This is a genomic window from Enterococcus sp. C102(2024) (assembly GCF_040888205.1).
Classification (GTDB): domain Bacteria; phylum Bacillota; class Bacilli; order Lactobacillales; family Enterococcaceae; genus Enterococcus; species Enterococcus faecalis.
This window is the reverse complement of sequence record NZ_JBFOHH010000001.1, coordinates 1-21,620: the sequence shown is the minus strand read 5'-3', so window position 1 is coordinate 21,620 and position 21,620 is coordinate 1. Positions and strand designations below refer to the sequence as shown.

At 37.0% G+C, this 21,620-nt stretch carries 18 protein-coding genes, 11 tRNA genes, 1 pseudogene and 2 riboswitches; of the genes and pseudogenes, 7 read left to right on the top strand and 23 right to left on the bottom strand.

Annotated features, from left to right (window positions below; genetic code table 11):
* Position 1 precedes the first annotated feature (1 nt).
* The 3 genes from galT to AB3I34_RS00140 are packed head-to-tail and all read right to left on the bottom strand — an operon-like array spanning position 2 to position 3,675.
* Positions 2-1,492, bottom strand: a complete 1,491-nt coding sequence (galT, locus tag AB3I34_RS00150; RefSeq protein ID WP_025189350.1) for a UDP-glucose--hexose-1-phosphate uridylyltransferase — start codon at positions 1,490-1,492, stop codon at positions 2-4.
* 14 nt (positions 1,493-1,506) lie between these two features.
* Positions 1,507-2,496 carry a UDP-glucose 4-epimerase GalE gene (gene galE, locus AB3I34_RS00145; RefSeq protein ID WP_010710165.1) on the bottom strand — a complete coding sequence of 330 codons (990 nt, stop codon included), beginning with the start codon at positions 2,494-2,496 and terminating at the stop codon, positions 1,507-1,509.
* A gap of 15 nt (positions 2,497-2,511) precedes the next feature.
* Positions 2,512-3,675, bottom strand: coding sequence for a galactokinase (locus tag AB3I34_RS00140; protein WP_010712274.1), 1,164 nt, complete (start codon positions 3,673-3,675; stop codon positions 2,512-2,514).
* Between the two features lie 198 nt (positions 3,676-3,873).
* Here AB3I34_RS00140 and galM point away from each other — a divergent pair, with 198 nt between their 5' ends.
* The 3 genes from galM to AB3I34_RS00125 all read left to right on the top strand — a co-directional run bounded on the left by galM (position 3,874) and on the right by AB3I34_RS00125 (position 5,968).
* On the top strand, positions 3,874-4,932 hold the full coding sequence (galM, locus tag AB3I34_RS00135) for a galactose-1-epimerase (protein ID WP_025189349.1): 1,059 nt from the start codon (positions 3,874-3,876) through the stop codon (positions 4,930-4,932).
* A 130-nt stretch (positions 4,933-5,062) separates the two neighbouring features.
* Positions 5,063-5,209, top strand: a complete 147-nt coding sequence (locus tag AB3I34_RS00130) for a hypothetical protein (protein WP_002384758.1) — start codon at positions 5,063-5,065, stop codon at positions 5,207-5,209.
* Positions 5,210-5,329: 120 nt separating this feature from the next.
* Entirely contained in the window at positions 5,330-5,968 is a 639-nt protein-coding gene (locus AB3I34_RS00125; protein WP_002379300.1) for a sugar O-acetyltransferase, read from the top strand.
* A gap of 45 nt (positions 5,969-6,013) precedes the next feature.
* On the opposite strand, the gene AB3I34_RS00120 is transcribed toward AB3I34_RS00125, so the two are convergent.
* The 5 genes from AB3I34_RS00120 to AB3I34_RS00100 form a co-directional block, all read right to left on the bottom strand.
* The gene (locus AB3I34_RS00120; protein WP_025189348.1) at positions 6,014-6,445 is read right to left on the bottom strand and encodes a VOC family protein; all 432 of its coding nucleotides are present in this window, start codon (positions 6,443-6,445) and stop codon (positions 6,014-6,016) included.
* Positions 6,446-6,511: 66 nt separating this feature from the next.
* A complete protein-coding gene (locus AB3I34_RS00115; protein WP_002360627.1) occupies positions 6,512-6,991 on the bottom strand; it encodes a GAF domain-containing protein in 480 nt (159 codons plus the stop codon).
* Positions 6,992-7,225: 234 nt separating this feature from the next.
* A complete protein-coding gene (locus AB3I34_RS00110) occupies positions 7,226-8,443 on the bottom strand; it encodes an amidohydrolase (protein ID WP_010712271.1) in 1,218 nt (405 codons plus the stop codon).
* Positions 8,440-9,690 (bottom strand): amidohydrolase family protein, encoded by a 1,251-nt coding sequence (locus AB3I34_RS00105; RefSeq protein WP_025189347.1) that lies wholly within the window; start codon positions 9,688-9,690, stop codon positions 8,440-8,442. The genes AB3I34_RS00110 and AB3I34_RS00105 overlap by 4 nt, the downstream gene beginning before the upstream one ends.
* The gene (locus AB3I34_RS00100) at positions 9,691-11,352 is read right to left on the bottom strand and encodes a peptide ABC transporter substrate-binding protein (protein ID WP_010712269.1); all 1,662 of its coding nucleotides are present in this window, start codon (positions 11,350-11,352) and stop codon (positions 9,691-9,693) included. It lies immediately after the preceding gene.
* Between the two features lie 380 nt (positions 11,353-11,732).
* Here AB3I34_RS00100 and AB3I34_RS00095 point away from each other — a divergent pair, with 380 nt between their 5' ends.
* Complete coding sequence (locus AB3I34_RS00095; protein ID WP_002358159.1) at positions 11,733-13,403, top strand: PucR family transcriptional regulator; 1,671 nt, start codon at positions 11,733-11,735, stop codon at positions 13,401-13,403.
* 54 nt (positions 13,404-13,457) lie between these two features.
* Here AB3I34_RS00095 and AB3I34_RS00090 read toward each other — a convergent pair whose 3' ends face one another.
* The 4 genes and pseudogenes from AB3I34_RS00090 to AB3I34_RS00075 all read right to left on the bottom strand — a co-directional run bounded on the left by AB3I34_RS00090 (position 13,458) and on the right by AB3I34_RS00075 (position 16,880).
* Entirely contained in the window at positions 13,458-13,883 is a 426-nt protein-coding gene (locus tag AB3I34_RS00090) for a universal stress protein (RefSeq protein ID WP_002358161.1), read from the bottom strand.
* Positions 13,883-15,481 carry an Nramp family divalent metal transporter gene (locus AB3I34_RS00085; protein WP_002382010.1) on the bottom strand — a complete coding sequence of 533 codons (1,599 nt, stop codon included), beginning with the start codon at positions 15,479-15,481 and terminating at the stop codon, positions 13,883-13,885. Before AB3I34_RS00085 ends, AB3I34_RS00090 begins: the two co-directional genes overlap by 1 nt.
* Positions 15,482-15,748: 267 nt before the next feature.
* A pseudogene (locus tag AB3I34_RS00080) lies at positions 15,749-16,264 on the bottom strand (AAA family ATPase).
* A gap of 46 nt (positions 16,265-16,310) precedes the next feature.
* Positions 16,311-16,880, bottom strand: coding sequence for an adenylyl-sulfate kinase (locus tag AB3I34_RS00075; RefSeq protein WP_025189345.1), 570 nt, complete (start codon positions 16,878-16,880; stop codon positions 16,311-16,313).
* Between the two features lie 240 nt (positions 16,881-17,120).
* A riboswitch (M-box (ykoK) riboswitch) is annotated at positions 17,121-17,288 on the top strand.
* Positions 17,289-17,332: 44 nt separating this feature from the next.
* On the opposite strand from AB3I34_RS00075, the gene AB3I34_RS00070 reads away from it, so the two are divergent.
* The 3 genes from AB3I34_RS00070 (at position 17,333) to AB3I34_RS00060 (ending at position 20,528) form a co-directional block, all read left to right on the top strand.
* Positions 17,333-19,105 carry an ABC transporter permease subunit gene (locus AB3I34_RS00070; protein WP_002384764.1) on the top strand — a complete coding sequence of 591 codons (1,773 nt, stop codon included), beginning with the start codon at positions 17,333-17,335 and terminating at the stop codon, positions 19,103-19,105.
* A gap of 88 nt (positions 19,106-19,193) precedes the next feature.
* Positions 19,194-19,973, top strand: a complete 780-nt coding sequence (locus tag AB3I34_RS00065; RefSeq protein WP_002360638.1) for an ABC transporter ATP-binding protein — start codon at positions 19,194-19,196, stop codon at positions 19,971-19,973.
* Positions 19,974-20,035: 62 nt separating this feature from the next.
* Positions 20,036-20,203, top strand: a riboswitch (M-box (ykoK) riboswitch).
* Between the two features lie 64 nt (positions 20,204-20,267).
* Complete coding sequence (locus AB3I34_RS00060; protein ID WP_002382058.1) at positions 20,268-20,528, top strand: hypothetical protein; 261 nt, start codon at positions 20,268-20,270, stop codon at positions 20,526-20,528.
* A 17-nt stretch (positions 20,529-20,545) separates the two neighbouring features.
* Here AB3I34_RS00060 and AB3I34_RS00055 read toward each other — a convergent pair.
* The 11 genes from AB3I34_RS00055 to AB3I34_RS00005 all read right to left on the bottom strand — a co-directional run bounded on the left by AB3I34_RS00055 (position 20,546) and on the right by AB3I34_RS00005 (position 21,579).
* Positions 20,546-20,629: transfer RNA gene (locus AB3I34_RS00055), tRNA-Leu, on the bottom strand.
* A 13-nt stretch (positions 20,630-20,642) separates the two neighbouring features.
* A tRNA-Cys gene (locus AB3I34_RS00050) sits at positions 20,643-20,713 on the bottom strand.
* A gap of 25 nt (positions 20,714-20,738) precedes the next feature.
* A tRNA-Gln gene (locus AB3I34_RS00045) sits at positions 20,739-20,810 on the bottom strand.
* 14 nt (positions 20,811-20,824) lie between these two features.
* A tRNA-His gene (locus AB3I34_RS00040) sits at positions 20,825-20,897 on the bottom strand.
* A gap of 36 nt (positions 20,898-20,933) precedes the next feature.
* Positions 20,934-21,007, bottom strand: a tRNA-Trp gene (locus AB3I34_RS00035).
* A 4-nt stretch (positions 21,008-21,011) separates the two neighbouring features.
* A tRNA-Tyr gene (locus AB3I34_RS00030) sits at positions 21,012-21,092 on the bottom strand.
* A 5-nt stretch (positions 21,093-21,097) separates the two neighbouring features.
* A tRNA-Phe gene (locus AB3I34_RS00025) sits at positions 21,098-21,170 on the bottom strand.
* A 45-nt stretch (positions 21,171-21,215) separates the two neighbouring features.
* A tRNA-Asp gene (locus AB3I34_RS00020) sits at positions 21,216-21,291 on the bottom strand.
* A gap of 10 nt (positions 21,292-21,301) precedes the next feature.
* Positions 21,302-21,374, bottom strand: a tRNA-Val gene (locus tag AB3I34_RS00015).
* Between the two features lie 27 nt (positions 21,375-21,401).
* Positions 21,402-21,473, bottom strand: a tRNA-Glu gene (locus AB3I34_RS00010).
* A 17-nt stretch (positions 21,474-21,490) separates the two neighbouring features.
* Positions 21,491-21,579: transfer RNA gene (locus AB3I34_RS00005), tRNA-Ser, on the bottom strand.
* Between the last annotated feature and the right edge of the window lie 41 nt (positions 21,580-21,620).

The following is a 21,620-nucleotide window of genomic DNA, read 5'->3' as shown; positions in this document are numbered from 1 at the left end:
ATTAATCATTTTCAATACATTGAATAAATCGTTCAAAAGCACGACGGCCTTCTTCATCACGTTTAAAGACGCCGGCATCTGTTAAAATTTGAACAAAAATTGTCCCAATTCCTTGTTGGATCACTTCTTTGACATTGGCTTCAGTGATGGTTTGCTGACTGAGTTCATCCGCCCAAGCTCGATGACTTTCAGCAATTTGATTGGGTTGCTTTAATAAATACTTTTCGACTTCTCTTAATTCTTGTGCCAGCCTTGGTGGCAAAATAGCTAGTCCCATTACTTCAATTAAGCCAATATTTTCTTGCTTAATATGTTGTACTTCTGGATGTGGATGAAAAATGCCATCTGGAAATTCCTCCGAAACATTATTATCTCGTAAAACTAAATCCAATTCAAATAATGACCCTTTGCGTCGAGCAATTGGCGTAATCGTATGATGCGGTGTGCCATCTTCTGAATAGGCCCGAACTGAGACTCGTTCATCAGAATAATTGCGCCATTTGGTCAAAATTAATTCGGCCGCCTCAACGAGTTCCTCTTGATGATCACTTTGAAGACGAATCACAGACATCGGCCATTTTAAAATACCCGCAGTTATCTCAGGATATTTTTTCAAAGAAAATCTTTTTTCCATTGGTGCTAAATCCATTGGAAATGTATGACGTCCTGCTTGGTAATGATCATGAGATAAAATAGAACCACCAACAATTGGTAAATCTGCATTAGAGCCCACAAAATATTCAGGGAATAACTCCGTAATTTTAAGGAGCCGCTGGAACGTTTTTTTCTCGATTTTCATTTCTCGATGTTGTTGGTCCAAGAAAATCGCATGCTCATTATAGTAAGCATATGGCGAATATTGAAAGCCCCAAGCTTCGTCCTCTAAATTTAGTCGGATAATCCGATGGTTTGTCCGTGCTGGATAATTCACACGACCATAATAGCCTTCATTCTCCATACATAACATACACGCTGGATATTTTTTTTGACTCATTTTCTTTTCAGCCAAAATTTTTCGAGCATCCTTTTCTGGCTTCGATAAGTTAATGGTAATTTCTAGTTTACCATAGGGTGAGTCCATTGGGAAAATAATATTTTTGGCGATTGCTTTCGTTTTAATGTAGTTATTCGTTTTACATAACTGATAAAAATAATCCGTTGCTTTTCGTGGAGACTCTTGATAATAGTCCATAAACTTCCGATTAATAGTGGTTGGGGTCGGCGTAATAAAATCCATTAACTCCGCTTCTAGTTGTTCTGCTTCCGTAATTGAGTCATCGATTTGGTGATTGGCTTGTGCAATATTTAAAAGATGTTCCACCACACGCAACGGTTCTTGCTCACAAGCAACCACTTCTGGTTGTTCAAAAAAATCACAGCCAACTAGTTTGGCAATCCGATTCGTCAAATAATAGCGGTCTGTTTCCGTCCAATCGCCATTTTCTATGATTATCTCTACAAATGCAGCAATCCATTTACTACTTTCTTTCATCATCTGATGTTCTCCTATTCATTATAGCCTTGAGGATGTTTCACATGCCATTGCCAAGCGGTGGCGATAATGTCCTTGACCTCAGTTACTTCTGGTTGCCAGCCTAAAACTCGTTTGGCTTTTTCACTAGAAGCAATTAACGTACTAGGATCCCCTGCTCGGCGTGGCGCGATTGTCGCAGGAATTTCTTGGCCTGTCACTTCGCGAGCAGCATCTAACATTTCTTTAACAGAATAGCCGTTGTTGCTTCCCAGGTTAAAGACGTCACTTTCGCCGCCATTTTTCAAGTATTCTAAAGCCAAAATATGTGCTGCAATCAAGTCTTCAATATAAACATAATCTCGAATGCACGTGCCATCTGGTGTATCATAATCATCCCCAAAAATACTTAGCTCTGCTCGTTGGCCCAATGCCACTTGTAAAATAATTGGCACAATATGCGTTTCTGGCGTGTGATCCTCACCAATTGAGGCATCTTTTTTTGCTCCCGCAACATTAAAATAACGCAAAGCAACATATTTCATTCCATAAGCGTTGTCGCACCATTTCATGATTTTTTCCATCATTAATTTACTTTCCCCATACGGATTTTTAGGATTCGTTGGGGTTTCTTCTGTAATAGGCATTGCTTTTGGTTCGCCATAAGTGGCCGCTGTGGAAGAAAAAACAATATGTTTCACTCCAAATTCTTGCATGACTTCCAAGGCAATTTGAGTGCCGTGAACATTGTTATTGAAATACATTAACGGTTGCTCCACGGATTCTCCTACTAAAGAATTGGCCGCAAAGTGCAACACCCCTTCAATTGATTCCTTTTCAAAGACACTACGTAAAAAAGCTTTATCACGAATATCGCCTTCATAGAAAGTCGCTTGTTCATGAACTGCTGAACGATGCCCCGTTAATAAATTATCAACAACCACAACGGCATATCCTTTTGAAATTAATTGATCGACGGCATGTGAGCCAATGTAGCCTGCGCCACCTAATACTAAAATAGACATTTAAAGCCTTCCTTTCTAAAATAACTTTCTGGCACCATCATCAATTGATGCAGGATAAAAATCAGCAGCATAGCCAATTTTATCTTGATAACTCTGGCCAACAGCTTCAATAAATGCATCTATATTTTGCTTTGGTACCAAAGCAATACTACAACCGCCAAACCCTGCACCAGTCATCCGTGCGCCCAAAACGCCTGGTTGTTCTTGCGCACAAGCCACTAAGGTATCTAACTCAATGCCAGTTACTTCGTAATCTTCTTTTAACGAACGATGTGAGGCATTTAATAATAAGCCAAATTCTTCCAAATCCCCTTCAGTTAGCGCTTGTTTTGCCAATAAAGTTCGTTCATTTTCTGTGACGGCATGACGCGCTCGTTTAATCAACGTTGGATCTCCAATCAATGCTTGATATTGTTCAAATGTCTCGCTGTCTAATTCACCTAAAAATTCAATAGATAACTCTTTTTGAAGCAAACGAACGGCTTCTTCGCATTCTGCACGGCGTTCATTATATTTTGAATCTGCTAATTCACGACGTTTGTTAGTATTCATAATAACAATCGTATACTCACCTAATTTGGCGGGAACCATTTCATAGTGCATATTATTGGTATCCAGTAGAATAGCTTGATCTTTTTCTCCCATCCCCACGGCAAATTGGTCCATAATTCCTGAATTAACGCCAATAAATTCATTCTCCACTTTTTTACCGATTTGCACCAATTCAAGCATTGGACAGTGTAAAGCATATAAATCATTACAGATCGTCCCCATTAAAAGTTCAATAGAAGCAGAAGAAGACAAGCCAGCACCATTAGGAATCGTACCGTAGAAGAGCACATCTAAGCCAGAATCAATATTGTGTCCGCTTTCAATCAAGTAATTTAAAACACCTTTAGGATAATTTGCCCAATCATCTGAATCTGAATAGGTTAAATCTTCTAATGAAAATTCGATGAGACCAACCTCTTTAAAATTATCAGAAAACATCCGAATTTTTCGGTCGTCTCTTTTTCTTGCCACACCAAATGTCCCTAACGTAATAGCCGCTGGGAAAACATGACCGCCATTGTAATCTGTATGTTCACCAATCAAATTAATTCTTCCAGGGGCAAAATAACAGGCTGTCCCTTTCTCACCAAATATTTCTACAAATCGATTCATTAACAGTTCTTCCATCACTAATCGCTCCTTTCACTAGTAAACAAATTGTATAATATTTACTAAACTTTTGCAAATATTTACTTAATATTTTCTTAATTGTCATTTCGTCTGAAAACGTGTACAATACAATTAAATAAAGATTTATTTTCTTAGTGTTTCTTTTTGACTATTTAAATAATCTAAACAACAAAGTTAAATTTACTAAATATTTACTTGAAGGAAGGATTGATTATTTTGACTATTTCAACTGAATCATTTGGACAAGGAATGCTTCTTTACACACTGACGAATAAAAATGGTGTGACTTTAAAAGTAACAGATTTTGGTGCGCGAATTGTTGCGCTCGACGTTCCTCTTACAAAAAATGAATCCCGATCACTCGTGCTAGGCTTTCCCTCAGCAGATGAATATTTGTCTAAAGACGTATATTTTGGTGCAACAATTGGTCGAACAGCTGGCCGAATTGCCGATGGCTCCTTTGAACTAGCGGGTAAAACGTATCAAACGATGATTAATACTCCTACTCAAACAACACTTCACGGTGGCACACCTGGGTTTGAAAGTAAAAAATGGCACAGCGAAATCCAAGAGGCACAAGTGAATCCTTCTGTGAAATTTTGGCTAGAGAGTCCTGCTGGTGAAAATGGTTTTCCTGGAAATCTCACTGTTTCAGTCACGTATACATTGACTGAAGAAAATGAATGGCAAATTGAGTATCAGGCAACTACAGATGAACAAACACTTTTTAATCCAACCAATCATGTCTACTTTAATTTAACTGGAAATCCCGCAATCCCCATTGATGCGCATGAGTTACAAATAAATGCCCAAAAGTATGTCCCGCTTGATGAAAGAGTTTTACCGCTTGGAGAATTAGCTTCCGTTGACCAGACAGCTTTTGATTTACAAAAACCTAAAAAATTAGCTGAGGTTTTTTCAAGTAACGATGAACAAATCCAAAAGATGAACGGCTTCGATCACCCTTTCATCTTAACCAATCATGATTTAATTAACCCAGATGTTATCTTAAAAAGTCCTACTAAAGATATCACCTTAGAAATGTTCACTGATCAACCTTCAGTTGTTATTTTTTCAGCAAATTTTGCTGATAACGGTCCCGATATTCAAGGGCAAAAATTAGTCAATCACGGAGCGCTCACATTTGAAACCCAAGTCTGTCCTGGTGCTGAAAGATTTCCGTTGTTCGGTTCTATCACCCTCTCACCTGAACAGGAATTTCACTCAACGACCCGTTTCAAACTAATTTATTAAGTGAAATGGTGCTCTTAACCAAGATTATCTTCGAACTAAAAAAGATAAGAATGGTTAAGAGCACTTCTATTATTTGACATTTTTAATCGCTCCATTTACACTATTTTCAATTAGAAAGGTGGTGATGTCTATGTATGCAATCAAATTTTTTCATGGCTATTTAACTGCAGATGGTAAACGTACGCGAGATAAATCAGGTTGTTTAGTTTACCACTCTGAAAAAGAAGCACAAAAATTAGCAGATAAAATTGGCGGGAGAGTTAAAAAAATTGGATAACCTTAGGTAAAGGATAGATAAGCAAGGCTATTTTGCTATCTGTCCTTTTTTATTTTACATATTCCTCGACTTATTGTATTGATTTGATACAATAGAGAAAAAGCCTAAAGGAGCGCTTACATGAAACAAAATGACTTTGATTATATGCAAATGTTAAAAGGTGAATTATATTACGCCCCCACCATTTTACCCGAAAACAAATCAACAAAAGGCAAGGTGTTAGCTCAAAAAATCAATCAACTTCCTATCGATAATGTGAAAGAAATTGTGGCCCTAGAAAAAGAATTATTAGGAAAAACTGGCAATGAGTTATATATCACCCCACCCCTCCATGTAGATTACGGTCGCCATATTGAGGTAGGAGAAAATTTTTATGCAAATATGGATTGCATTTTTTTAGATGTAAACAAAATCATCTTCGGTGATAATGTCATGGTTGGCCCTCGTGCTAGTTTTTATACTGCCGGCCATCCAATTGATCCAACGATTCGAACTGCAGAATTAGAATTCGGTACGCCAATTATTGTTGAAGATAACGTGTGGATTGGCGGAAGTGCCACCATTTTACCTGGCGTTACAATTGGAAAAAACGCTATTGTTGCTGCTGGTGCTGTGGTTACAAAAGACGTTCCTGCCAACACGATTGTTGGGGGTAATCCAGCAAAAGTCATTCGCAAAATTGATGAAAACGATCAGCAATTTTGGACAGAAAAGCAACGGCAGTATCAAATCGCTAAGAAGCAATTCTTTCATGAATAAAAAATCCCCAATCCAATGAAAATAACGGATTGGGGATTTTTTATTTTAATTTTCTTCATAATAATTAAACATCCAATGGATGCCAAACTGATCTTTTAGGGAACCATACTTTTCGGACCAAAAAGTTTCAGATAATGGCATTGTAACAGTGCCACCTTCAGATAATCGTTTAAATAAGCGATCAATTTTTTCATCATCATCTGTGCTAACCACGAGCGAAAGGTTATTTCCTTCCGTAACTTCAAAACCAAACATATCAGGAACATCTGAAATCATTACATAGGTTCCTTCAATAATGATACTTGCGTTCATCACTAAATCCTTTATCTCGTCGTTTATAGGATGCTCAGGATCTTCAGGTGCTTCGCCAAAAGTCATTAAATTTTGACATTTTGTATCAAAAACATCTTCATAGAACGCGATTGCTTCTTTTGCTTCACCTTTAAAATTTATATATAGCTCTAACAAATGACTCACCTTCTTTCATGATCAAATTTTATACTTTATTTTCTCATGATTTGTCAGAAAGCAAAAATAGTCTGCTTAAAAATCTGATTTTTCTAGCAATAAGGTAACAAATTTTTCCAAATACAGTTGGTCAACCGCATCATAGCTATTTGTTACACCACTATCAATATCTAAAACACCGACCAATTGATGATTTTTTACCATCGGTACAACGATTTCAGACATCGCAGCTGAGTCGCAAGAAATATAATTGGCGTGTGTCTTCACGTTATCAACAATCAATGTAGCTTGTTTTTCCGCGGACTCACCACAGACACCTTTGCCCATTTTAATTCTGGTACAAGAGACTTTCCCTTGAAAAGGCCCCAAAACTAATTCTTCATCTTTATATAAATAATACCCAGCAAAAACGGTATCTGGTAATGTTTGTGCAAGTAACGCGGATGAGTTTGCTAAATTTGCAATAGCATCCGTTTCTATTTCTAACAAACCGCTCAATTGTTGTAAGCACAATTCGTAGGCTGCTTTTTTGTTTTCTCTCGTTTGTTCAGTCATGCTTGGTTCATCTCCTTCATTTTGTCTTATTATAAAGGAAGATACGCAAAAGTGCTATGTTAAAGTGAGTCAAACAAACTTGAAAAGCTGATACACGTTGTGAGCAGAAGCACTTTATAAGGATTAAACTGTGACGAGTAACCGCAGGACTGACACTATGCGTTGCTCAGAGCTGAACCCTGTTTCCTCTGTTTGGCTTTTTAGCATTCTATTTCTACCTAATTTTAAAGCAAGTTAAACCCATTGTCCTTTCAACATAATCTGGCGTTTCTGTGGTTTTCTAGCAATCACTTCTGCTGTAGAAGCTGCTTCTGTAAAAATAAAGTTTGCTTCGTCGCCTTCTGTAAACCAAAAGCGTTCTTCTTCAAATGAAAAAGGTGCTTCTTTGCCGCAGCCATGGACGTAAGCTTGAGTAAGTTGCTCTTCTGTAATCTTTCCTGTCATTTCACAAAAATTACGTAATTTTTCAAATAAATCACCTGAAACATTAGAACTCCAAGAGTCAAAAAAGCCATCACTACCTAAATGAACCGATACACCAGCTTGGCGTAACACATCAATTGGTGGCAATAAATAACGAGGATCATAGGGAATTGTAGACATAATCGCCGTTTGATGCGTTGCCAAGCGTTGGTATAGTTTTTCTTTTTCTGCTGGTCGTACATCTAGCAGCGCAAAGGCGTGACTGATAGCTGTTCGCTGAGTAAATTTTCGTTCTTCCAAAATGTCTAAAAATTTATCAATTGTATAAACACCCACTTCCCCCGTATCATGCAAGTGAATATCGATTCCTACTTGAAATTCTTCTGCCAGATCGAAAATGGTTTCTAAAGATTCTTCAATTGCATAATCAATACCTGCAGGATCTAAACCGCCAACCATTGTTCCACCATTTTTTAGGGCTTCTCTCATGAGTAAAACCGTGTGGGGATTTTTTAATAATCCATGCTGTGGAAAAACAACAATATCATAATCAATCACATGCGCATATTTTTCTAAGGCTCTTTTGACGCCCCAGAAGTTTTCTAATTCTACATAAGGATCAATGTTGACATGTGTCCGAATATAAGAGGCTCCATACCCAATCAATTTTTCAATCATGGCCGTCGCTCGTTGTTCTGTTGACGGAGCTAACAATTTAAGTTCACTGGCTTCGTCTGCTAAACGCTCTTTTAAATTCTTAACAGGTTGGCTAGCACGCCAGCCTAATGAAAGGTAGGTTTTATCTAAGTGATTATGGCTCTCTTGAAAAGTGGGAATAGCCAGTTGTCCTTTTAAATCAGTGCCTTGTTGCTTTTCAGTGACTTGATTTTGCGGAATAATCGCTTGGATTCTCCCTTCTTGAATCGCTAAAGTATAGCGTGCGGTTTTAGTATACGTTAATTCGTGGTAGTCTTTAGCAAAACCAGTTTCTAAACGAACATTATTCAAATAAACAATGGATGCTGTCATTCTCTTTCCCCCTTTTGAACGGCTTCAACCAGTTGTCCTTTTAGTATCAGTTGTTGGATTGGCTGTTGGCGTGCAATCACGTGAGCAGTGCTCTCAGCATTAAATAGTAGGAAATCTGCAGAATCGCCGACGTTAGGCCAAACTCGCTGCCCGTTAGGATCAAGAGGCGTTACAAAATTACTCGCTAAGCCCCATAAACGATTCAAGCGATACTCATCGCTAATTTTAAATCTTTGAGCGGCTGTATTTAATTTTTCTATTGTATTGCCACTGCCAAAAGGCGACCAATGATCCGTCAAACTGTCATGAGCCACGGAGATCTTAACACCTTGTTCAACCAAGGTTGGAATCGGCATGGTGGGCATTCCAATTGGTACAGTCGAAGTCAAATCAATACCTGTTTCGATGAATTTTTGCGCAATGTCTCTAATTGCTTCTTCTTCTAAGCCCCCTAAGGCTAAAGCATGACTTAAAGTGACTTTGCCAAACATCTTTGCTTGTTCTGTATAATCAACAAATTTATTAAATTCATAAAGTCCCAAAGTATCACGGGCGTGTAAATGAACATCAATTTTTTTATTAAATGTGGTAGCTAATTCAAATATTTTTGCGATTGAATGGTCCACATGACGATCCACAAGGGCTGGATCAACGCCGCCGACATGAGTTGCCCCCATGCGTAAGGCTTCGCGCATCAAAGGTTCGACTTGTGAGCGGAGTAATCCGTGTTGAGGAAAAGCCACAATTTCATGAGTAATGTATTGTTCATATCGACTAAATGCTTCTTTAGTAATTTCAATATGTTTCGTTCCAATAGATGGATCTAAATTACAATGACTGCGGATATGATAATGGCCTTGTTGAATATACTGCTCAATAACTTGGCAAGCACGTTCTAAACTAGTTGGTAATTGTTCAGGTAACAGCCAAGTTTCTTCTTCAATACGTGTTAAAATTCCTTTCGTTAGTGGACGACAGGCCTTCCAAGGTCCCCCAAAATACGTTTTATCAATATGAATATGCATTTCTCTTAGAGCAGGTAAAACGAGTTGCTGATTCACATCGATAACTGTTTCGTTCTCTAAAGGCCTTAACTTCGGTGCGACCGCAGTACAGACCTCGTTTTCAATTCGAATATCATAGCTAGCTGTTTCTGTCGCAACAATTCGCTGATTCACAGTAGAAAATCCTGTTTCTAATTTACAGTTTTTTAAAAGCATGACAAACCCCTTCCTACCTTCATTCAATTAGTTAACATAAGCCCATTTTAAACTGTACGTAGGTCCAAATGAATGCCAATACAGATCCTTGATTTTTTGATTAGCTAATACAGAAATGCTTCGATTGTAGATTGGTGCTAAAACCGTTTCCTGATTCACCAAAATATCTTGTGCTTGAGCAAAGTCATTTAAACGAGCCTCTTGATCAGCCGCATGTGTTGTTCTAGTCTCTTGGATTAATTGATCATACGTATCACTCTTGAACGTTACGCCGCCCAAGGTACTATCCGAAGTAAAGATGCGCATAACTGTTAATGGATCACGATAATCGGTTCCCCAACCAGATAATTCTAAATCATAGTCTCTCGTTTGATCACGATCAACACGAATAGTAAAAGGAACTTGAGTAACATTCACTTCTAATCCGTCTAGATTTTCTTCCAATTGAAATTGGAAAAACTCAGCAGCTTTTTTGGCGCTGTCTGTATCATCTGTTAAAAATTCTAATTTGATTTTATCCAGCCCAATTTCTTTTTTCCCTTTTTCCCAGAATTCTTTTGCTTTCGCTGTATCGTAGGTTAAGTAGTTATTTTTCTTAGCAGCTAGTTTTGTGAAATCTGTTCCATCTGGCGCAATCGTTTGTCCCGGCGGAATTACTTGATCTGTAGCCGTGGATTGATCTTGCAAGACTTCTTTTACAAAACTTTCTTTATCAAAAGCTTGTGCCAACGCTTTACGAATATTGTTGTTCGCTAAAGCCGGATTTTCTTTTCCATCACGAACACTGTTCATTTTTAAAAAGTATGTGACGAATTGAGGAATTGAAAGAAAGGCTGGATTATCAACATAACCAGGAATAAATTCACCACTTAGCTTATTCACTACATCCAATTCATTCGAGTCAAACAAATTCACCGCTGTCGTTGGGCTCTTAATTACTGAAACTTTTGCTTCTGATAATTTAACTTTTTCAGCATCCCAATACGTATCATTTTTTTCGTAGGTCCAGTCATCAGAAGAGGCATTATCCCATTCTTTCAATTTAAAAGGACCATTATAAATCAAATGTTCTGCATCAGTGGCATATTTATCCCCTTGTTCTTTGATATATTTTTCATTTTGTGGAAACAAAACAGGAAACGAAAGTAATGATTTCAAATAAGGGGTAGGCCGCTCTAAAGTTATTTCTAACGTTTTATCATCTAGCGCCTTAACCCCAAGAGTATTCACATCTGCGCCTTCTAAGGCAATTTCCTTAGCATTTTTAATGACATCAAAAAATAACGCTTGATGAATCGACCCTGATTTAGGGGAAGCAACTTGTTGCCATGCATAAACAAAGTCATTTGCTGTTACTGGATCATCATTCGACCATTTGGCATCTTCTCTAATCTTAAATGTATAAACGGTTTCATCTTCAGAAATCGCTGGTTCTTCGGCAGCGACCCCCAACTCTAATTCATCTTCTTTACCTAAAACATAGAGTCCTTCATAAACTTGATTCATGACTAAAGTCGAGGTCGTATCCCCCGCTGTGTGTGGTTCCATTGTCGAAATAGCCGCTTCAGAACTAATTGCAATTTTTTGTTCCGCTGCTTTGTTACTATCAGCCGAGTTTCCCGTTCCCGCCTGACAAGCCGTTAAAGCTAAAAGCAAACCGACGCATCCTAACATTTTTAATTTTTTCATACCGATCCCTCCATTTTACAAACTATAACCTTCAAAGTTACCAGAATTTTCTGACAAAATATAGAAAAAGAAGCATATCTGATAAGAGTCTCAAAAAACTTACAGATTATAGAAATACTTGAGAAATTTAAAGTAGCTGAAACAATAGTAAAAGCATTAAAAATTAAGTATACTATTGCTATATCTTTAAACGATGCGTTTCTATAGGTTGTAAGCGCTGATTGTTCTTATTTGGTCATTTGTGACTACCAATCACGTAATGACTTGGAACTTTTTTCTATTAGTATAAGGATACCTTATTTTCCCTAAAATAGTTTTGTAACATCTTACAATAAATACACTTAATTTTTAGATAATTCATACAAAAGGAGGCCTTGCTAATGATGACGGTCAATGATCTACTCCATGCAGAAGAACTACCTGGTTTAACCTTATTGACGCACGAGACCAATTTAGATGCGCCAATTCTACAAGCAAATATTTTAGAAAATCCTGATGCTTTTGACTGGTTAACGCCAGGAGAAATTTTATTAACTACCGGCTATATTTTCAAAGATCAGCCTTGCTTGCAAAAACGTCTTATTCAAGAACTAGCAAATATGAACTGCGCTGCTCTAGGCTTTAAAGTCCAACGCTATTTCAATGAAGTTCCACAAGAGATGATCCAATTAGCGAATGACGTCGGATTACCAATTCTCTCAATCCCTTATAATTACAACTTTTCTCAAATTATTTCATTGGTCAATCGCCGAGTCAATCAACCTGACGAAACGATTAGCCAACATTCTGTTCATATGCATAATAAATTTTATACAATTATCAAAGCTGGCGGAAAAAGTACCCAATTACTAGAAGTATTAAGTGCCGCGATTCAAGCGCCTGTAATGCTTTTAGACGAGCGTTTTCAGATTATGAATCATTTTGATTTACCTGATGCGCCAACAAGAATCACCAGTATTTTAAACAACGCGACTCTCAAAAAACAGTTTGAGACAGCTTTAAAAGCCCAGAACAATGAGCTCCTATTATTTTATAAAGAACCATTGACTGTTGAATTTTCCTTAGCGAACCATCAGTTATCTTTACGAATTTTACCCATCAAAAAGAAAAATCTCAGCTTATCTTACTTAGTGATTTGGCAAACTACCAAAAAATTACAGACGATTGATTTATTATCTGTGGAGGTCTGTGCTCACTACCTTTTACCACAACTTCAATTAGAATCTTCGGAAAATTTAACAACGAGGCAAAAGATCGGGGCGCTGTTTCAAGACCTTATCCAAGAAAAAAATACCAATCCTCAAGCTTGGCAAGAATTTAGTAATTATCTGCAATTAAATGAAAAAGATACATTTAGTCTCTTGCTTGTAGCCATTGAACAATTGGAACAACTGTTTAATCCGACTATTCAAATGAATAGCATTGGCCATCAATTGAATCATATTTTAGAAGGATATCGACAAAAAATTACTGCCTTTCCTACACAAACTGGCTTTATTTTATTACTAGAAAATCCAGCACAAGAGGAAGCCACCTACCTTGCACAAACCACTCATCTTGCCAAGAATTTACTAGAGCAATTAATGAAACTGAATCCAAAATTATCATTTAAATTAGCGATTGGGCCAACTGTCAAAAAAATCACCAATCTGTGTGATTCTTATAAATTAGCACAAGAAACATTCCACTTAGCACAAGCAAGTCAAGAATTACAACAACGAACTATTTTGAATTATGACGACCTCTTTTTTTATCGTTTAATGATCGAAACCCTGACCAAACAAGCCAAACAAAAAATATATCAACGATTAATTGAACCATTGGAAAAAGAAGATCAAAAACATGAAAGTTCCCTACTAGAAACCATCAACACCTACTTTCAGTCGAATAAAAATATTTCGTTGACTGCCACAAATATGTATGTACATCGTAATACAATTATTTACCGCTTAAAAAAAATAGAAGAGATTCTTCACTTAACTCTAGAATTCCCTGATAGTTCGCTACAACTAAGTTTGGCTGTTTATTTATATAAACAAAAATTACTATAAAAAGGCCACCACGAATAGTAAATCGTGGCGGCTTTTTTAACTGTTTCAATTTTGTTAGCGAATAATCATTACAGAAATTGGGGCATATCGAGCCATATAAGCTGCTTGGCTACCAAAAAAGCTTTTTAATTTGCTAGTTGACTTGGAGCCAATAATTAACAAATCTGGTTTATTCAAAGGAATAAGCTTATTAATAATTAATTCCCCTGGGTTTCCTTCATTGACAATTACACTTACTTTATCGATGCCATTCGCTAACGCTTCTTGTTGATATTTTTCCGTTTGTTTCTCTAATTTCGCCAACTGTTCTTGCCAATAATTTTTATCTAACGATTGATAAACATTAATCTCTTTCTCTTCTAAAATCGAAACAATAACCAATTCAGCTTGTTCTTCTTTTGCTTTTTGGATAGCATAATGAAATGCTTTTAACGCATCTGGCGACTCTTCAACACCAACCATAATTTTTGAAAATTTCATTATTTAACCTCCTCTACTTGTTGCTCCATAGCTGCAAGCTGCTGTGCATATCGTTTATCGCCTTTATATAATTCCACAACCGTCCAAACTAACAAGAGGATGACGAGTGCTATGATGACATAGGCGATATTATCGGCTAACGTAATTTGACTCGCTGTCGGATTATCACCGAAAAATCCTTCAATTTGATCAGGTAAGCCTTTCATATTGAGGTAAATTAAGCCAATGACAGAAACCCAGCCTAACAATTTAATTAACCACGAGTTTTTAAAATGTTCACCCATTTCAACACGGCTATCTGTAAACATCAGTAAAGGCAACATCGAAAATGGCAAAGCAAATGCTAGAAAAACTTGTGAATTGTTCATTAAATTATTAATCGCAATATGCTCCTCCACTGTACTTTTTCCGCTGGTCATTAAAACACAAATTAAGACAGGAATAACAGATAACAAACGTGTGACCATCCGACGTAACCAAATTGGTACGCGCATATGAATAAACCCTTCCATAATAATTTGACCAGTTAAGGTTCCTGTAATTGTTGAATTTTGTCCTGATGCCAATAAGGCTACCGCAAATAAAATTGATAAAATTCCAGAACCTGCAATATGCGCTAAAATAGAATTACTCATAACCGCTGGATTTGATAAAGCATCAAACAAACCAAAGAATGAAGGATCTTTGACACTGCCGGATTTAAAAACGGCCACACCCATAATCAATAACAAAGAGTTAACAAAAAATGCCATCGTTAATTGAATATTAGAATCCCAAGTTGAAAAGCGTAAAGCGCGTTGAATATCGGTTTTATCTTTACGATCAATTTTACGACTTTGTACAACAGAAGAATGTAAATACAAATTATGAGGCATCACTGTTGCACCAATAATCCCCAATGCACCTGTCAGTGGCGTTTGCCCATTCACCGCATGTGATGTAGAAAAAGCTTCTGCGCTAGGAACCAGCCCTTTAATTACATCTCCCCATACTGGATTTGACAATGCCACTTGATAAGCAAAAATCACAAAAATAACAACAATTAAAGCAACAACAATAGCTTCAATTTTTCTAAAACCAATTTTTGTCAATAACAACAAAAGTAAAACATCAAATACCGTAATGAAGACAGCCAGCCCTAAAGGAATATGAAATAATAAATATAAGGCAATTGCGCCCCCGATAACTTCAGCGATATCTGTAGCCATAATTGCTAACTCTGTTAAAATCCATAATACAATACCTAACGTCTTACTAGTTCTAGCACGAATCGCTTGTGCTAAATCCATCTGTGAAACAATACCTAATTTAGCAGCCATATATTGGAGCAACATTGCAATCAAACTGGAAATTAAAATAATCGACATCAATAAATATTGAAAATTTTGTCCCCCAGTAATTGAAGTAGACCAGTTTCCTGGATCCATATACCCCACTGCTACCAATGCTCCTGGACCTGAGTAAGCAAATAACGTTTTCCAAAAACTCATATTTTTAGGCACGTCAATGGTGCCATTAATTTCTTCAAGCGAAGGACCATTTGCATATTCAATCAAATGATGTCTTTGCTTTGGTTCATGTTCTTCTGAATTTTTCAATTCAATTCCTTCTTTCGTTTTGCAATAATTTTAAAAGGCCCCTCTATCAGAAGGTTAACCTCTAATATATTTTAGGTACACCTAAAATATACTGCTAAAAATAACAAAATGCAAGACTTGAAAGAAAATTTTGACAGTGTAAAAATAGGTTGTCGTAAATGTGCGATCTTAAAGTTTGAAGAAATTAGGATAGCTAGTAGTTGATTATCTTAAGAAGTAGAAAATAAGGGACCTAAGTCATTTCAGCTTAGGTCCCTTATTTTGTTTTTATTCGGTTACTCTATTAAGAATGGTTGCTACAATTTCTGTCGTGTCAGCTGAATGATTTCTAAAAATCTCGGTAAACTGAATCTGACGAAAACCTTCAAGTACTTCGGGCAACTTATTTTTTCCCCATTCAAAAGTTCCATCATTTCTTTTCAATAATCTTTGTAAAATTTCTTCTTTCTCGACCGCTAACAAAAAATGGTAAACGTCAATGCCTGCTCGTCTCAGATATCCAATCAGCTATTCTTCATATTCCTTTTTATAAAGGGTCATTGGAACAATAATCGGCCGTCCAGACTCTTTGGACATTCGTTTTAATAAATGAGCATTCCAGCAACGCCATTCCTGATACTCTTGAAAATCATTTTCTTTCATTTCTTCGGGAATTAACTCCATCAATGCACTACCAATAATTTCTGGATCATAAATGATTGCATTGGGAAGTTTTTGTTGTAACTCATGTGCAATGGTCGTTTTTCCGGCTCCAAACGCACCGTTTAACCAAATAATCATCATAATTTCCTTTCTTCTGAACAAATTTCTTTGTTGTTTCATATAGGTGCTAGATTACTTTTAATTTTTTTATCTTTTTTATTTGTTCATCTACGCTATATGTGCCATCTAAAAGATAGTCTGAACTTGCTGATACATTTTTTTCATGTTCTATAAATAGTGGTCTAACATTATTTAAATAGTTATGGGCCCACTTAATAATACTTTCTCCTTGAGAATAAGAATAATCTCTAATCACTTGGCGAGCAAAACAAACATCTAATGGCGTTTTCAGGTAGATCACAATATCAATAAAAGGCTTCAAATCATCGTGTAAATAGCCAAATGGAAAGTCTATAAAAATATAGTTAAATTTGCCTTGAGCATTCACAGAAAAAAAGTCTTTCATTAACTGGGTAATATCGAATAAATTGACTGCAACGTTGAAATTTTTTAATAAAAAAGCATGGGATGGTGCCGATGGCAAAGCATCAATACTATAATCATCGAATGAAAGTACATAAGCATTTTCAACAGTATCAGATAAAGCATTAATGAGTGTCGTTTTTCCACTTGCTGTCACACCGCTAATTACTATCACTTTTGTTTTCAATACACTACCTCCCAAAATTTTATCCATTCACGTATAGTTACTACTTACATCTTTAACAGTAAACGAGACAAACTAAAAATACAACATCCTATGCTATTCACCTTGGGTTACATAACATACTCATCTGATAATTTCCCCCTAAAAAAACAGAATGTGGGCAATCTTTTTAAGAATGATTGAATAGAATAACAACAAACAGTCATTCAGGTATAACCAGCTAGAAATTGTTTTATTTTTAGTCACGAGTATGATAAGCATGTAAATCAAATAGAATCATATTAGGTGAGGTTACTCTGAAGAACACAGGTTATCGCTCGGAAATGTCGAGAGACAGTAACGAGTAAAGCAGGGATTGTCGAATTAAGGCTTTCCTAAGATAACTAGAATTTTTTTCTTACGTCTCAGAAAGCCAAAGCTCAATTATTGTGATTACCCTATAATCTTCTTCTTTTATTCGGCGACCTCTTTAATATGATTAATTGGAGGTTTTTAAATTGAAAGCTGTCACTGCATCATCTAAGAAAAATACCCTACTTGCTAAAAGTATCGGGAATCTCACCTTGCTCATCATTTTAGGCATTTTCATTTTTATCATCGTCTTCTCTTGGCTAAAAATGAATCGCCCTCTTCACACCCTGCCCTCAGAAGAATTCCTCGCAACACCAAGTAAAACAGATGATTTCTTATCTCCATCAAATCTTTTTTACTTTTCAATTCGAACCATGTTTCGAATGATTGTAGGCATGGCTTGGTCCTTCCTGTTTTCCTTTGTTTTTGGCATTTTAGCCGTAAAATATAAAACGGCACGAAGAGTCATTTTACCATTAGTTAATTTCCTTGAATCTGTTCCATTACTAGGCTTTTTGACCTTTACAACTGCTTGGTTACTTGGTTTATTTCCAGGAAATGTGATGGGCGCAGAAGCGGTTGCTATTTTTGCCATCTTCACAGGTCAAGCTTGGAACATCATGTTGACCCTTTATCAAATAATGGAAGTTATTCCTTCAGATCTAGTCAATGTGACCGATCAGTTCAAGTACAATGCTTGGGAAAAATTTTGGCGTCTTGAATTTGTTTACTCAATTCCTGGCTTACTTTGGAACGTTATTATTTCTCAAACTGCGGCTTGGTTTGCCTTGGTGGCTAGTGAGCAAGCTTCTGTTGCCTTTCCTAAAGAAACCAACCTTTATTTACCAGGAATTGGTTCTTATATCCAAGTAGCATTAAATCGAGCCGACTTTAAATCCTGTTTATGGGCTGTTTTTGCCTTATTAATCAATGTGGTGATTTTAAACTTTTTAGTTTTTCAACCTTTAGTTCGAGCCACTTATTATTTTAAATATGAAACAGATGTCGAAAGTACGACGCCACCTAAATCCATCATTTATCATTTATTAAAAAAAGCAACTTTAACAAAATACTTTTCAAAAGCTTTTGTGAAATTCAGTCATTTTTGGATTTACGATTTACCAAAAGTTTGGTACTTTTTCAAGCTAGACTATCTCTATCGATTACTAGCAAAATTACGCCATTTCTTCAAAACATTATGGTATGTCAGCTTAACCATTATTGGGGTTTATTGTTCTATTAAGCTCTATCATTTTTTGCCCCATCAAGATTTCAGCATGATTCCTAGATTAACACTTTATACTACGCTACGGGTTACCTTGGCTATGGTCGTTGCTGGCATTATCTTTACTCCCTTAGCAATCTGGGTTGCGAATGATAATCGGCGCTTAAGTATCGTTCAACCGATTGGACAAATTTTAGGCTCCATTCCGTCAAATGTTTATACTCCATTCATTGTGTTGATTATTAGTATGGGCTTCAACAAATTAGAATGGTGGATTTTACCACTCATCATGGTTGGTTGCCAATGGTATTTTTTCTTTAATGTAATTGCTGGCTACTTAGCCATCCCTGATGATATTCGTGACGTAACCAAACTTTTTAAATTATCTAAATGGCAATGGTGGACAAAATTTTTGATCCCTTCTATTTTACCTTACCTCATTACAGCAATTATTAACGCTGCTGGTGCTGCTTGGAACGCTGATATCGCAGCAGAAAGCATTCAATGGGGCAAAAAATCAATAGATGTTACTGGCCTAGGACAATATATTGCGGCAAACGATGGTGTAAAAGATAAATCTGCCTTAGGAACCTTAGCGATGTGTTTCGTTGTTGGTTTATGTATCGCCTTTGTTTGGCAACCTTTATATCGAGCAGCAAAACAAAAATTTCACTATTAATAGCTGGACGACTCAACTCGACTAAATTTTTAAGATAAACTAGAGAGGAGAACGATAGGTTATTTCCCTTGACCTATCTAATAAGACGATGGAAAATAAAGAATTATTAAGCATAAAATCAGTATATAAAGAATTTGAAATTGAAGGACATTCAGAACATTTAAAAGTCCTTGAAAATATTGATTTAACAGTTAAAACGAATGAATTTTTAAGTATTATCGGACAATCAGGAACAGGAAAATCAACGTTGCTCAGAAGTATCGCTGGACTTCTTCGTACAACTAGAGGTGAAATTACTTTTGAAGATAAAATCATTAATGAGCCTGATGCCAATATCGGCATGGTTTTTCAACATTTTGCCCTTTTTCCTTGGTTGACAGTTGAAAAAAATATCAGCTTTGGCTTAGAAAACCGTAAAGAAATTTCTCGCGAACAAATAAATAAAAGAGTCAGTAATCTCATTGAAATGATTGGTTTAACTGGTTTTGAAAAAGCATATCCCAGAGAGTTATCTGGTGGAATGAAACAGCGTGTAGGCTTTGCTCGTGCTTTAGCCATCGAACCTAGTTTATTGCTCTTAGACGAACCTTTTTCAGCTTTAGATATCATTACAGCCAGCCAATTATCCAACGATTTATTAGAAATTTGGTTAAACAATCAAATTGCGACTAAATCAATTGTAATGATCACGCATGACGTTCAACAAGCAGTCCAACTTTCTGATCGGGTTGTATTAATGGATGCAAATCCTGGTCGTATTGCCAAAATTTACTCAATCGATATCCCCAGAAATCAACGTTCGCCAAAAACAACCATTGATATTGTAGAACAAATAACAGAAGAAATGGTTCGTCGCATTCATTTGTAAATAGAACTGTTTTGACTTCTGCTTATGTCTTGACAAAGAGTTACTTAAAAGACTATTATTTCTTTGTAATAAGTTAGGTGAGGCTCCTATACAAACATAGGCTATTGCTCAGAAATGTCGAGAGACACCAATGAGTAGAACAAGACTGGTCGAGGAGAAGGCTTTTCTCAAAATAGCTAAGAGTGATCTTTACGTTGTATAGTGCTAAAGCTCAACGTTCATGTTGATGTATATTTTTAGTCTCTAGTCAATCAGTTAAGTACTTTTATTTAAAATTAAGAGAGGAGTGAAAGTATGACTACTATGTTAGCAATCATTGGAACTGTTGTAATCATCACAGTTCAAGTTATTGAATATAATATGACAGAAATTCATATTCCTACTGCAGGAACATTTAATGACGATGATGCAGAACCCCCACATTCTTCTGTAACCCTTGTATTTATTCGCACTATACTTATCACTCTCTCACTTAACTTTCCATCTCATTTTTTTGAGATGGTTTTTTTATGTATTCGAGAAAATAATAAACAAAAAAGACTGTTAAATCATTGATTTAACAGTCTTTTTTATACCGGCGGCCGGGGTCGAACCGGCACTCCCGTGAAGGAACTGGATTTTGAGTCCAGCGCGTCTGCCAATTCCGCCACGCCGGCAAGATATTTTGGAAGGCGGTAACCGGATTTGAACCGGTGATGAAGGTTTTGCAGACCTCTGCCTTACCACTTGGCTATACCGCCATATTCCATTTTTGTTACAAAAAAACTGGGGTAGCTGGATTCGAACCAACGCATGACGGAGTCAAAGTCCGTTGCCTTACCGCTTGGCTATACCCCAATAAAATTACAAAGGGCGACCGATGGGAATCGAACCCACGAATGCCAGAGCCACAATCTGGTGTGTTAACCACTTCACCACGATCGCCGTAATCTTAAAAAGTGTATCTATTAAATAATTAAATGGCAGGGGCAGCAGGAATTGAACCCACACCAACGGTTTTGGAGACCGTTGTTCTACCTTTAAACTATGCCCCTAAAATGGAGGAAAGTGGATTCGAACCACTGAACCCTAAGGAACGGATTTACAGTCCGTCGCGTTTAGCCACTTCGCTATTCCTCCATAAATGGCGTGAGACAGAGTCGAACTGCCGACACACGGAGCTTCAATCCGTTGCTCTACCAACTGAGCTACCACGCCTAAAACAAAAGCTTGTTCAAATAATTTTCAAGTAACAACATTAAATGGCGGTTCCGACGGGATTTGAACCCGCGATCTCCTGCGTGACAGGCAGGCATGTTAACCCCTACACCACGGAACCAACCGAGTAATGGAGGTTAACGGGATCGAACCGCTGACCCCCTGCTTGTAAGGCAGGTGCTCTCCCAGCTGAGCTAAACCTCCAAAAAGGAATGTTACTATTAAAATAAATGACCCGTACGGGACTCGAACCCGTGTTACCGCCGTGAAAGGGCGGTGTCTTAACCGCTTGACCAACGGGCCAGTTTGTAAATATGAAACGGAGAGTAAGGGATTCGAACCCTTGAGACAGTGTTTACCGCCTACATGATTTCCAATCATGCTCCTTCGGCCTCTCGGACAACTCTCCATAGCTGAAAGAAGCACATACTCATGATATTTCATATGTTA